Annotated in this window: 10 protein-coding genes; 4 read left to right on the top strand and 6 right to left on the bottom strand. The window is 72.8% G+C overall.

Translation table 11 applies throughout. The features are described 5' to 3' along the window. Window positions 1-27 precede the first annotated feature (27 nt). Window positions 28-849, top strand: coding sequence for a PaaX family transcriptional regulator (locus tag ACZ44S_RS13165; RefSeq protein ID WP_466927926.1), 822 nt, complete (start codon window positions 28-30; stop codon window positions 847-849). Window positions 850-954: 105 nt separating this feature from the next. Continuing rightward, the gene (locus ACZ44S_RS13160) at window positions 955-1,836 is read left to right on the top strand and encodes a sulfotransferase family protein (RefSeq protein ID WP_466927924.1); all 882 of its coding nucleotides are present in this window, start codon (window positions 955-957) and stop codon (window positions 1,834-1,836) included. Between the two features lie 6 nt (window positions 1,837-1,842). Here the strand turns inward: ACZ44S_RS13160 and ACZ44S_RS13155 are convergent, their stop codons facing one another. Continuing rightward, window positions 1,843-4,230: a bifunctional salicylyl-CoA 5-hydroxylase/oxidoreductase gene (locus ACZ44S_RS13155; protein ID WP_466927921.1), complete on the bottom strand. Its 2,388-nt coding sequence runs from the start codon at window positions 4,228-4,230 to the stop codon at window positions 1,843-1,845. A 4-nt stretch (window positions 4,231-4,234) separates the two neighbouring features. Beyond that, entirely contained in the window at window positions 4,235-5,062 is an 828-nt protein-coding gene (locus ACZ44S_RS13150; RefSeq protein ID WP_466927919.1) for an enoyl-CoA hydratase family protein, read from the bottom strand. Between the two features lie 299 nt (window positions 5,063-5,361). Between ACZ44S_RS13150 and ACZ44S_RS13145 the strand changes: the two genes are divergently transcribed. Further along, window positions 5,362-5,805: an ATP-binding protein gene (locus ACZ44S_RS13145; RefSeq protein ID WP_466927917.1), complete on the top strand. Its 444-nt coding sequence runs from the start codon at window positions 5,362-5,364 to the stop codon at window positions 5,803-5,805. Window positions 5,806-5,815: 10 nt separating this feature from the next. Here ACZ44S_RS13145 and argF read toward each other — a convergent pair whose 3' ends face one another. From argF to ACZ44S_RS13125, 4 genes are all read right to left on the bottom strand, one after another. Then, window positions 5,816-6,823 carry an ornithine carbamoyltransferase gene (gene argF, locus ACZ44S_RS13140; RefSeq protein WP_466927916.1) on the bottom strand — a complete coding sequence of 336 codons (1,008 nt, stop codon included), beginning with the start codon at window positions 6,821-6,823 and terminating at the stop codon, window positions 5,816-5,818. Between the two features lie 71 nt (window positions 6,824-6,894). Further along, complete coding sequence (locus tag ACZ44S_RS13135; RefSeq protein ID WP_466927915.1) at window positions 6,895-8,118, bottom strand: arginine deiminase; 1,224 nt, start codon at window positions 8,116-8,118, stop codon at window positions 6,895-6,897. 29 nt (window positions 8,119-8,147) lie between these two features. Then, complete coding sequence (locus ACZ44S_RS13130) at window positions 8,148-9,932, bottom strand: HEXXH motif domain-containing protein (RefSeq protein WP_466927913.1); 1,785 nt, start codon at window positions 9,930-9,932, stop codon at window positions 8,148-8,150. Window positions 9,933-10,023: 91 nt separating this feature from the next. Continuing rightward, window positions 10,024-10,245 (bottom strand): hypothetical protein, encoded by a 222-nt coding sequence (locus ACZ44S_RS13125; RefSeq protein WP_466927911.1) that lies wholly within the window; start codon window positions 10,243-10,245, stop codon window positions 10,024-10,026. 628 nt (window positions 10,246-10,873) lie between these two features. Between ACZ44S_RS13125 and ACZ44S_RS13120 the strand changes: the two genes are divergently transcribed. Beyond that, window positions 10,874-12,184: a cation:proton antiporter gene (locus ACZ44S_RS13120; protein ID WP_466927909.1), complete on the top strand. Its 1,311-nt coding sequence runs from the start codon at window positions 10,874-10,876 to the stop codon at window positions 12,182-12,184. The last annotated feature ends 153 nt before the right edge of the window (window positions 12,185-12,337 follow it).

Raw genomic sequence — 12,337 nt, 5'->3', positions numbered from 1 at the left:
GAACAGTGCCCACCGGTACGACCTAAGATGATCAACGTGTCCGACCAGCATGCTCCACGGTCTCTCATCGTCACGCTCTACGGCGCGTACGGCCGCTTCGTGCCGGGCCCGGTGCCCGTCGCCGAACTGATCCGGCTGCTGGCCGCGGTCGGCGTGGACGCCCCGTCCGTGCGTTCCTCGGTGTCCCGGCTCAAACGGCGCGGGCTGCTCGTCCCTGCGCGCACCGCGCGGGGCGCCGCCGGGTACGAACTCTCCGAGGACGCACGCCAATTGCTGGACGACGGCGACCGGCGCATCTACGCCACCGCCCCGCCGCGGGACGAGGGCTGGGTGCTCGCCGTGTTCTCCGTGCCGGAGTCCGAGCGGCAGAAGCGGCACGTGCTGCGCTCCCGGCTGTCCGGCCTCGGCTTCGGCACGGCGGCGCCGGGCGTGTGGATCGCGCCCGCGCGGCTGTACGAGGAGACCAGGCACACCCTGGAGCGCCTGCGACTGGACGGGTACGTCGACCTCTTCCGCGGTGAGCACCTCGGTTTCGCGCCCACCGCGGACGCGGTCGCGCGCTGGTGGGACCTGGCCGGGATCGCCAAGCAGCACGAGGCGTTCCTGGACCGGCACGCGCCCGTGCTGCGCTCCTGGGAGGAGCGGACCGACACCCCGCCCGAGGAGGCCTACCGCGACTACCTCCTCGCCCTGGACTCGTGGCGCCACCTGCCCTACGCCGACCCGGGCCTGCCCGCCGCCCTGCTCCCCCCGGACTGGCCCGGTACCCGCTCGGCGGCCGCCTTCCAGGCGTTGCACGAGCGACTCCGCGACGCGGGTGCCCGCTTTGCGGCCCCGGAGTCCGCCTGATCCATACGGTCCACCCGAGTGGCATGCGTCACATTTCCCGGCGGCAGGGGAACCTTTAAAGACTTCCGGCCCTCTTCTCATGTTTCTCACCTACCGTCGGGCCGCATGAGTCTCCTGCGCAACGTGAACCGGGCCCTCACCGTCACCACCGGCCTCCAGGTGCGGCGGGCTCCACGCAACCCCTCCTCCAGGCCGGGCCTCAATCCGGCGGAGCGCCCGGCGGCCCCATACCACTGTCCGTCGTCCGCCGAACCCGCGACCGACCGGTTGCTGCGGCAACCGGTCTTCGTCATCTCGTCGATCCGCTCCGGCTCCACGCTGCTGCGCATGATGCTGGGGGCCCACTCCCGGCTCCACGCGCCGCACGAACTGCACCTCGGCGCGATCGACGTCACCTGCGCCAACTGGTTCTCGGAACGCGCCATGGGCGCCCTCGGCCTGGACCGCGGCGACCTGGAGCACCTGCTGTGGGACCGCGTCATGCACCGCGAACTGGTCAAGTTCGGCAAGGAGTTCATCGTCGAGAAGACACCGGCCAACGCCTACATGTACCGGCGGATCCGGGACTGCTGGCCGGACGCCCGGTTCGTCTTCCTGCTGCGCCATCCGGAGTCCGTCGCCCGTTCCTGGCACGAGAGCGACCCGGTCAAGCGGCCGTACGACAAGGCCGTGACCGACGTCCTGCGCTACATGGACGCCGTCGAGAAGGCGCGCACCGCCGCAGAGGACGGCTGCACCGTGCGCTACGAGGACATCACCGCCGACCCCGGGCGGGAGATGCGCCGGCTGTGCGCGTTCCTCGGCGTCGACTACGAGCCGGCCATGCTCCAGTACGGGAAGAAGAGCGGCGGCGAGCTGGTCAGGGGGCTCGGCGACTGGCGCGACAACATCCGCACCGGCACGGTGCAGCCGGGACGTCCGCTGCCCCGGCAGGACGAGGTTCCCGAACGGCTGCGCGCGTTGTGCGAGGCGTGGGGTTACGCCTGAGCGGAGTCAGTGGCCGAGGGTGAGGCGGGGCTTGGGCGCGTCGGTGCGCCCGGTCTGCGGGCGGCGGCTGCCCGCGCGGTACTGCGGCGGCCAGACGACGCCCGGACCGTCGTAGCCCTGTTCGGCCGCCGCGTGCAGGGTCCAGTGGGGGTCGTAGAGGTGCGGGCGGGCCAGCGCGCACAGGTCCGTACGCCCGGCGAGGAGCAGGGAGTTGACGTCGTCCCACGAGGAGATGGCACCGACCGCGATCACCGGGACGCCGGCCCGGTTGCGCACCCGGTCGGCGAACGGGGTCTGGTACGAGCGGCCGTACTCCGGCTGCTCGCCGGCCACCACCTGGCCGGTCGACACGTCGATCGCGTCGGCGCCGTGCGCGGCGAAGGCACGGGCGACGGCCACCGCGTCCTCGGCGGTCATGCCGCCCTCCGCCCAGTCGGTGGCGGAGATGCGGACGGTCATCGGCCGGTCCCCGGGCCAGACCGCGCGCACGGCGTCGAAGACCTCCAGCGGGAAGCGCAGCCGCTTCTGCGGTGAGCCCCCGTAGGCGTCGGTGCGGTGGTTGGTGAGCGGGGAGAGGAAGCCGGAGAGCAGATAGCCGTGGGCGCAGTGCAGTTCCAGCAGGTCGAAGCCGGCCCGCGCGGCCCGCACGGCGGCGGCCGTGAACTGCTCCCTGAGGTCGGTGAGCTGGGCCCGGGACAGCTCCCGGGGGACCTGGCTGCCCGCCTTGTACGGCAGGGGGGACGCGGCGACGAGGGGCCAGTTGCCGTCGTCGAGCGGCTCGTCCATGCCCTCCCACATCAGCTTGGTCGAGCCCTTGCGTCCGCTGTGGCCGAGCTGCACGCCGATCGCGGTGCCGGGTGCCTGTGCGTGCACGAAGTCGGTGATCCGCCGCCACGCCTCCGCCTGCCGGCCGGTGTACAGGCCCGCGCAGCCGGGGGTGATGCGGCCCTCCGGGCTGACGCACACCATCTCGGTCATCACCAGGCCGGCGCCGCCGAGGGCACGGGCGCCCAGGTGGACGAGGTGGAAGTCGCCGGGGACGCCGTCGGCCGCCGAGTACATGTCCATGGGTGAGACGACGACCCGGTTGCGCAGGGTCAGACCGCGCAGCCTGAACGGCGTGAACATCGGGGGCGTTCCGGGCGGGCAGCCGAACCCGCGCTCCACCGACCCGGTGAAGCGGGCGTCGCGCAGCCGCAGGTTGTCATGGGTGACGCGGCGGCTGCGGGTGAGCAGGTTGAAGGCGAACTGCCGGGGCGGCTGGGAGAGGTACATGGGCAGGTTCTCGAACCACTCCAGGCTGGCCCGGGCCGCGCGCTGGGTGGAGGCGACGACGGGCCGGCGCTCGGCCTCGTACGCGGTCAGCGCGTCGTCGAGGGTGGGCTGTTCGCGCAGGCAGGCGGCGAGCGCCAGCGCGTCCTCCACGGCGAGCTTGGTGCCCGAGCCGATGGAGAAGTGCGCGGTGTGCGCGGCATCGCCGAGGAGCACGACGTTGCCGTGCGACCAGCGTTCGTTGACAACCGTGCGGAAGGTGGTCCACGCCGAGTTGTTGCCTCGCAGCGGGCGTCCGCCGAGCGCCTCCGCGAAGATCTTGGCGCAGCGCGCGACGGACTCGGTCTCGTCCAGTTCGTCGAACCCGGCGGCGTGCCAGACCTCTTCGCGCATCTCGACGATCACGGTGGAGGCGTCGGGCGCATAGGGGTAGCCGTGCAGTTGCATCACGCCGTGTTCGGTCTCGGCGATCTCGAAGCGGAAGGCGTCGAAGGCGAAGTCGGCGGCCAGCCAGATGTAGCGGCAGCGGTGTGCGGTGATCCGGGGCCGGAACACGTCCGCGAGGGCCTCACGGGTGGTGCTGTTGACTCCGTCGGCGGCCACGACGAGGTCGTGGGTGTCCGCCAGGCGGGCCGGGTCGGGGGCCGGGGAGCGGAAGCGCAGGTCGACGCCGAGGGCGCGGCAGCGGTCGTGCAGGATCTCCAGGAGGCGGCGGCGGCCGAGGGCGGCGAAGGCGTGTCCTCCGGAGGTGTGGCGGGTGCCCCGGTGGACGATGTCGATGTCGTCCCAGCGGACGAAGTCGCGTTGCAGGGCCGCGTGGACCTGCGGGTCGGCGTGCTCGATACCGCCGAGGGTCTCGTCCGAGAGGACGACACCGAAACCGAAGGTGTCGTCCGGGGCGTTGCGCTCCCAGAGGGTGACCTGCCGGTCGGGGTCCAGGCGTTTGAGCAGCGCGGCGGTGTAGAGACCGCCGGGGCCTCCGCCGATGATCGCGATGCGTTGGGGGTGGAGTGTCGTCTCGAACGGCTGCGGGTCCGTCGTGGCTGGTCGCGCACACGCGGCGGTAGCCGCAACTTCAGAACAGCCCCGCGCCCCTTGGGGGTTTGCGGTGCCCTGAGTCATCCGGTCACCTCCCCTGCCATTTCGGGGGCCTCTTCTCGGTGAAGGCCGCGTGGAACTCGGCGTAGTCCTCGCCGGTCATCAGGAGGGCCTGAGTCGACGCGTCCAGTTCGACCGCCGCGGCCAGGGGCATGTCCAGTTCGGCGGTGAGCAGGGCCTTGGTCTGGGCGTGGGCCAGGGCGGGGCCGTCGGCGAGGCGGCGGGCCAGGCTCCGCGCGGCCTCGTCGGCGTGGCCCTCGTCCGTCAGTGCGCTGATCAGGCCGATCCGCTCGGCCTCCGGGGCGCGTACCGGCTCGCCCAGCATCAGCAGCCGCGTCGCATGCCCCAGGCCGACGACCCGCGGCAGCAGGTAGGCGGCGCCCATGTCGCCGCCGGACAGGCCGACCCGGGTGAAGAGGAAGGCGAAGCGGGCGCTGGGGTCGGCGACCCGGAAGTCGGCGGCCAGGGCGAGGACCGCGCCGGCGCCGGCCGCCACTCCGTGCACCGCGGCGACCACCGGGAACGGGCACTCCCGTACGGCGCGCACCACCTGGCCGGTCATCCGGTTGAAGTCGAGCAGCTGGGCGGTGTCCATCGCGAGGGTCGCGCCGATGATCTCGTCGACGTCGCCCCCGGAGCAGAAGCCGCGCCCCTCGCCGCCCAGCACCAGGGCGCGCACCGCCCGCTCCCGGGACAGCTCGGCGAGCAGGTCGCGCAGGTCGGCGTAGGCGCCGAAGGTGAGCGCGTTGAGCTTGTCGGGGCGGGCGAGGGTGACGGTCGCGACGCCGTCGTCGAGGTCGACGCGCAGATGCTCCCAGCGGGCGGTGCGGGCGGCGGAGCCGGTGAAGGGACTCATGAGGGCGGCCTCCTCGGGCGGGCACTGCGCGGCTCAGTGAGCTCTACCTCATGAAGTTATCACCTGTTGGTGACTGTCGTCACGAGGGCGCGATACGCCGTTCGGGGGCCGTCACATCCGTCACGACTCGTCGACACAGCGGTAACGGTGCGAGCGGGCGTGCGGGGCCGGGCGCCGGCGTGGGTAAGCCGACCGGTGCCGGGGCCGGACGTCCCGGCCGGGCTCCGGGGCCCGCCCCCTCGAAGGGTGGCACCGGGTGCGCCGTACCATTGACGGCTGAACGCAGGAGCGCCCGCTCCATGAACGGACCCGCTGTGCACGAACCCTCCGCCGCTTCCACCTCCTGGCGCGTAGCGCTGCCGCACTCCACCGCGGCAGTGCCCGTGGCGCGTGCGCTGGTCCGTACGGCACTGGCCGAGCGGGAGCACTCCGCCGACAGCGACACGGCGGAGCTGCTGACGGCGGAGCTGGTGGCCAACGCCGTGGAGCACACCTCGGGGAGCGCCCCGATAGAGCTGGTGGTGCGGCTGCTGCCGACCGGGTTCCAGGTCGAGGTGCACGACGCCGACCCGGCGCCGCCCGGTGACCTCACCCGTCCCGTGATCGGCGTGCCGGACCCCTGGCAGGAGCACGGACGCGGGCTGCTGCTGATCCGCTCGCTGAGTTCGTCCTGCGGTCACCGCCCCACCGGGTCCGGCAAGGCGGTGTGGTTCCGGCTGCCGGGCCAGCGGCGCCCGGTCTGAGCGGGCCGCCTCAGCCGAGGGTGGCGACCAGGACCGCCTTGATCGTGTGCATGCGGTTCTCCGCCTCGTCGAAGACCAGCGAGTGCGCGGACTCGAACACCTCGTCGGTCACCTCCAGCGACTGAAGGCCGTGGGCCTCGTACACCTCGCGGCCCACCTGGGTACCGAGGTCGTGGAAGGCGGGCAGGCAGTGCAGGAAGCCGACGTCGGGGTTGCCGGTGGCGCGCAGGACGTCCATGGTCACCGCGTAGGGCGCGAGCGCGGCGATCCGCTCGTCCCAGACCTCCTTGGGCTCCCCCATGGAGACCCAGACGTCCGTGGCGACGAAGTCGGCGCCCGCGACGCCCTCGGCGATGTCCTCGGTGAGCGTGATGCGGGCGCCGCTGCCGGCGGCGAGCTCGCGGGCCCGGTCGACGACCTCCTGGGCGGGCCAGTAGGTCTTCGGGGCGACGATGCGGACGTCCATGCCCAGCAGGGCCGCGGTGACCAGGTAGGAGTTGCCCATGTTGAAGCGCGCGTCGCCCAGGTAGGCGAAGGCGATCCCGGTGACCGGCTTGGCGCTGTGCTCGGTCATGGTGAGGACGTCGGCGAGCATCTGGGTGGGGTGCCAGTCGTCGGTGAGACCGTTGAAGACGGGAACGCCGGCGTACCGGGCCAGCTCCTCCACCTTGGCCTGGCTGTCCCCCCGGTACTCGATGCCGTCGTACATCCGGCCCAGCACCCGGGCGGTGTCCTTCACGGACTCCTTGTGACCCATCTGCGAGCCCGCCGGATCGAGGTAGGTCGTCGAGGCGCCCTGGTCGGCGGCCGCGACCTCGAACGCGCAGCGGGTACGCGTCGAGGTCTTCTCGAAGATCAGCGCGATGTTCCTGCCCTGCAGACACCGGCGCTCGGTCCCGGCCCGCTTGGCTGCCTTCAGCTCGGCGGCCAGCTCCAGCAGGCCGCGGAACTCCTCCGCGGTGAAGTCCACCTCCTTGAGGAAGTGGCGGCCGGCGAGGGCGGTCGGGACAGTCGCCATGGGGCGCTCCAGGGATGGGGGACACGAACCCTTGGAAGTGTATACGAGAACTTGTATTTCTATACGGCGCCTTAGACGGCGTCTCGTTGTACGGGACAGCTCATGCAGCGCGGCCCTCCCCGGCCCCGGCCCAGCTCGCTGCCGGGGATTTCTATCACCTCGATGCCCTGCTTGCGCAGATGCGTGTTGGTGGTGGAGTTCCGTTCGTAGGCGACGACCACGCCCGGTTCGACGGCCAGGACGTTGCAGCCGTCGTCCCACTGCTCGCGTTCCGCGGCGTGCACGTCCTGGGTGGCGGTCAGCACCCGGATCTCGCTGAGCCCGAGCGCGGCGGCGATCGCTCGGTGCATGTGCTCCGGCGGATGGTCGGTGACCTTCAGCTCCCTGTCGTCGGAGCCGGGCTCGATGGTGTAGGAGCGGAGCATGCCGAGACCCGCGTACTGGGTGAAGGTGTCACCGTCGACCATGGTCATCACGGTGTCCAGGTGCATCAGGGCGCGTCTCTTCGGCATGTCGAGGGCCACGATCGTGCGGGCCGAGCCGGCCGCGAACAGCTTGTGCGCGAGCATCTCCACGGCCTGCGGGGTGGTGCGCTCGCTCATGCCGATCAGCACCGCGCCGTTGCCGATGACCAGCACGTCCCCGCCCTCGATGGTGGACGGGTAGTCGGCCTGCCCCTCGGACCAGAGGTGGAAGGTCTCCTCGCGGAACAGCGGGTGGTGCCGGTAGATCGCCTCGAAGTGCACCGTCTCGCGCTGCCGGGCGGGCCACCGCATCGCGTTGATGGAGACACCGTCGTAGATCCAGGCGGAGGTGTCCCGGGTGAAGAGGTGGTTGGGCAGCGGGCGGAGCAGGAAGTCGTCGAGCTCCATGGCATGGAAGCGCACGGAGGTCGGCTCCGGGTGGGCGTCCAGGAACTCCCGCTTGGTCATCCCGCCCACCAGGACCTCGGCCAGTTCGGGCGCCGGGAGGGTCTCGAAGGCGGCGCGCAGGTGGTCCGTGGCCAGCGGGCCGTACTCCTTCTCGTCGAAGACCCGGTCCAGGACGAGCGCGCGGGCGGCGGGCAGCGCGAGCGTCTCGGAGAGCAGGTCGCCGAAGAGGTGGACGGTGACACCGCGGTCGCGCAGGACGTCCGCGAACCCGTCGTGCTCGGCGCGCGCCCGGCGCACCCAGAGCACGTCGTCGAAGAGCAGGGCGTCCTTGTTGCTGGGGGTGAGCCTTTTGAGCTCGAGATCGGGCCGGTGCAGGATGACGCGGCGCAGCCGCCCGGCCTCGGAGTCGACGTGGTAGGTCATGCCTTCATCCTGACCACCCCGGCGCGGATTCACCCCCGGTTCGGCACATCCGCGCTCCGTCTTCCGTCGCCCGGCGCGGACAGCAGCAGCTCCGGACGGGCCAGCACCCGGCGGGCCTCGGGACCCGGCTCGAGTGCCGCACGGGCGACGATCCATCCGGCGAGCAGGTGCGGGTCCCCGGGCTTGCCTTCCAGCTCCTCGGTGTACCCCTTGAACGCGGCTCCCGCGTCCCCCGCGGCGAGGTACTCGTCCGGGGTGCGGGGCCCGGCCGGCGGCACGGCGAAGGCGTGGGTGCGGACATCGGGCCAGGAGGAGCGGTCGGTCCGGAAACGGAGGCCGTCCGGAGGGGCGGGAGCACCGGCTCCGGGTGGCACGGAGTGCCCTTCCGGACCGGGGGGAGGGGCAGGTTCGGAGCGGGACGGCGGGGCGACGTTGCGCAGGCGCCACTCGGTGCGGTGCAGGGCGGCGGCGGTGCGGGCCCGGGTGCGGGCGGCCGGGGCGACGGGTTCGCGCAGCCAGCCGTCCAGGGTGCGGGCAAGGCCCCCGACCAGGGCGCGGCCGGCCCCGGTGAGCCGGCCGCTGGTGAGGAGGGTGCGCACGACGAGGCGGCTCTGCGTCCGGCGCAGCGCGAAGTGGTAGGCGGCCGTCTCCGCGTGCTCGGGTTCGGACAGCCGGTCCCGCCAGAAGCCCGCGACGCCGGTGAAGGCGTAGGCGCCGTGCAGCAGGCCGGTGAGGTGACGGGGGTCCGGGCGCCACGGTGCGTAGTAGCGCTCGGAGCGGTCGTCGGTCAGCAGCGGGAAGAGGTGGATCAGGGCGGCGAGCTTGCTGTGCTGGAACTCGTGGACCAGCGCCTCGGCCAGGGCGAGCGCCGAGGAGGGGCGGGCGATGACCATGGCGCCGTACGCGTCACCGCTGGACGCCGACACGCGCACCTCGGGTGGTGGCGGGGGCAGCGGGCTGGTGCGCGCCCAGGGGACCACGGCCCGGATCACCGCGGGGTCGAGCCGTCCGGGCCCCGGTCCCTGCGCGGTCGCCAGGAGCGCCACGGCCTCGTCGAACAGCCGCTGCCAGGCCTGCGCCTCGTCGGCGTCCAGCCGGGCGGGCGCGATCGGGTCGTCGAGGTCGCGGTAGGGGTCCAGGTCCTCCAGGGGGATGGCGACGGGTCCGGCCGGGGTGGTGTGCGTGAGCGTGCGCAGCGGAAGCCAATGGGGGTCGAAGGGCGGGGCCTCGTCCACCGGTGCGGGGGCGGGACGGCAGGTCACGGTCGACCGCCGGCCGTCGGGGGTGGGTCCGCTCAGGGTCAGTTCCCCGGCGCGGGTGCTCGCCGTGCCCACCGTCAGACCGGGCGCCCCGTGCGGGAGCCGGGACAGTCCGAGGCCCGGCAGGGACAGGGCGCCGTCGTCCAGCGGAACGCGCAGAACCGTTTCCGTACCGGCGTGCAGCGAGGCGGCGACCGCGAGGGCGTTCAGCCGGCCCGCCTCCGCCCACAGGTGCGGACCGCTCGCGGTGCCGTGCACCCGGCGCAGCAGATGGGCGATCCAGGCCCCGGTGGCCGGGGCGAGCAGCAGCCGCTCGGCCGGCTCCGGCGCGTGCTCCGCCGCGTCCTTGAACACGCGCCAGGCCTCCGGCACCGGGGTCAGCGGCGTGGGCAGTTCCCTGATGCGCTTCAGCAGGGTGCGCAGCAGCAGTAACCGGCGGGCCCGTTCGCCCTGTTCGAGAAAGGCGACGGCCGACGCCGAGCCACCGCCTGCGGCCAGTTCCGCGAAGAGGCGTTCGGGCATGCGGAACGGGACGGTGCGCGGCTCGCTGGTCATGAGGGACGGGACCTCCGGTCACGGATGCGGGCAGGAAGTCCGGCGGCCCGCGGGGACCTGGTCCGGGCCCCTGCCGCCGGGGCGGGGACGGTCACTCGGCCCGGGCGGTCCCCTCGTTCCCGCCCCGGATGCTGCCGCGTGCGCGCAGGACCTCTTCGAGCACGCGGACGGTCGGGCGGAGCGGTGCGAGATCGTCCAGCGCGGTCAGGGGCAGGCCCGCGAGGTCGGCCAGATCCGACTCCCAGACGTCGGTCCCCGCACCGATGGCCGGCTCACGGTCGGCGGTGTGGCGCAGAGCGGGCGGCTGATCCAAGATGCTCCCCCTTCTCGCACGGTGGCACGCGATGCCCCGTGCCCATGTCCCTTTTCCATCATGGCCATTCCTGCCCGGGTCGAAAACCGTACGATCACGCCACCCGATCTTTTGGACGGTCTCGTCCGCCTTGTCGCCTCCGTCAACTCGGATGAACGGAACAGCAGTTCGCCACGCACACCGGCCGGGGCATGCCGGACGGGACCGGTGTGATGGCCTGCGACATCTGTCCGGGCCGAGTGCGGGTGCGTCCGGGCGGGGGAACCGGCGACGGCCGCGGTTCCCCCGCCGATGACGGGGGTACGGCAGAGCACGGCCCGCTTCCCTGAGGGCCCCGAGGTGTGTTCGTACGGCCGGAAACAGTTCTTCCGGATCGGGCCGGGGCCCCGCGCGCGCCCTGCGAGCTTCACAGAGCCCGGTCCGCGCACCACTGCTCCGTCCGTGACAACGACCGCTGTCATGTGCCCCCAGTGACACCGGTGACGGGCGTGTACGACCGTCCTTCCAGGGTCAACTTGCCCCTATTCTGAAGAAGTTGGGGGTCGAGCACCTGTGCGACGACCCACCCTCGGCCGATCCGTCGGCCCCGACGTCCCGACAACAGGGGGACCCTGTGCGCCCTGACGCGGTGGTGACGCATTTCCTGTTCGCCTCGGCTCTCATCCTGACGGCCGGCCATGCGGCCGGCTGGCTGGCCCGGCGGCTGAAGCAGCCGTACATCGTCGGCCAGCTGGCCGCGGGCATAGCGCTCGGTCCCTCCCTGCTGGGCAGCGCGGCACCGGACGTCCACACCCTGCTGTTCCCGGAGCGGATCGACACCGCGCTGCAAGGGCTGGCCCAGTTCGCACTGGTCGTCTTCCTGTTCGCCGTGGGCTACGAGCTGGACCTGTCGGTCCTGGGTTCCCGTGCGCGTACGGCGGTGGGGGTGGCGCTGACGGCCTTCCTCGTCCCGATGGCCGTGGGCAGCGGATGCGCGCTGCTGTTCCGGGAACAGTTGCGCGCCCTGGACATGCCCCACCTCTCCCCCGGCACGGTGGTGTTCGCCGGGGTCGCCCTGTCGATCACGGCCGTACCGGTGCTGACGGCCATAGTGCGGGAGAACGGCCTGGCCGGCACGGTGCCGGGAGTGATGGCGGTGTCCGCCGCCGGACTGCTGGACGTGATCGGCTGGACGGTGCTGGCCGGCACCCTGCTGGAGAGCGGCGACGGACAGCAGCCGGCCTGGCAGTGGCGGGCGCTGCTCGCGGCCGCCTTCCTCGCGCTGATGCTGGTGGCGGCGCGGCCGTTGCTGCGCCGGCTGCTGTGGCGTACCCGGATGGAGCCCCTGCTGCGGCTGTCGCTGCTCGTCGGCTTCGCGTTCGGGGCGGCGTCCGTGACGCAGTATCTGGGGCTGCACGCGATCTGCGGTGCGCTGCTCGCCGGGTTCGTCTGTCCCCGGGAGAAAGGCGGCACGCTCGATCCGGATCTGTTGCGTCCGCTGCACGACATCAGCTCGCTGCTGCTGCCGTTCTTCTTCGTCGTCTCGGGACAGGCCGTCGCGCTCAACAGCCTCAACGCCACGGGCTGGGCCGCTTTGGCCGTGGTGACGGTGCTGGCCGTGACCACGAAGGCGGGCAGCGGCACGGTGGCGGCCCGGCTGGGCGGGCTGGACCGCGACGACGCGCGGACCGTGGGAGTGCTGCTGAGCGCCCGTGGCCTGACGGAGCTGATCGCCCTGGACGCCGGCCTCCGGGCGGGCCTGCTGAGCGGCCCGCTCTACACGGTCCTGGTGCTGATGGCCCTGGCCACGACGCTCGTCACCCAGCCGCTGCTGATGCTGGTGAACCACCGGGCGGGGCGGGCACCCCTGCGCGCGACCGTCCGCACCCCGCACCGCCCCGACGGACCGTCCGGCGCCACGGCGCCCCCGGAGAGCACGACCGCGGCCCCCGGCCCCTGACAGGGCGGCGGCCCCTGACGGGGCGGCGGCCCCTGACAGGGCGGCGGCCCCTGACAGGGCGGCGGCCCCTGACAGGGCGGCGGGGGGGGGGGGGGGGGCGGGGGGGGGGGGGGGGGAGAGCGCGTTTCGTGGTGGGGAAGGGGTAGGGTCGAG

This window comes from Streptomyces malachitofuscus (assembly GCF_055571035.1).
The sequence above is the reverse complement of the archived record's forward strand: the minus strand, read 5'-3'. Positions and strand labels throughout refer to the sequence as shown.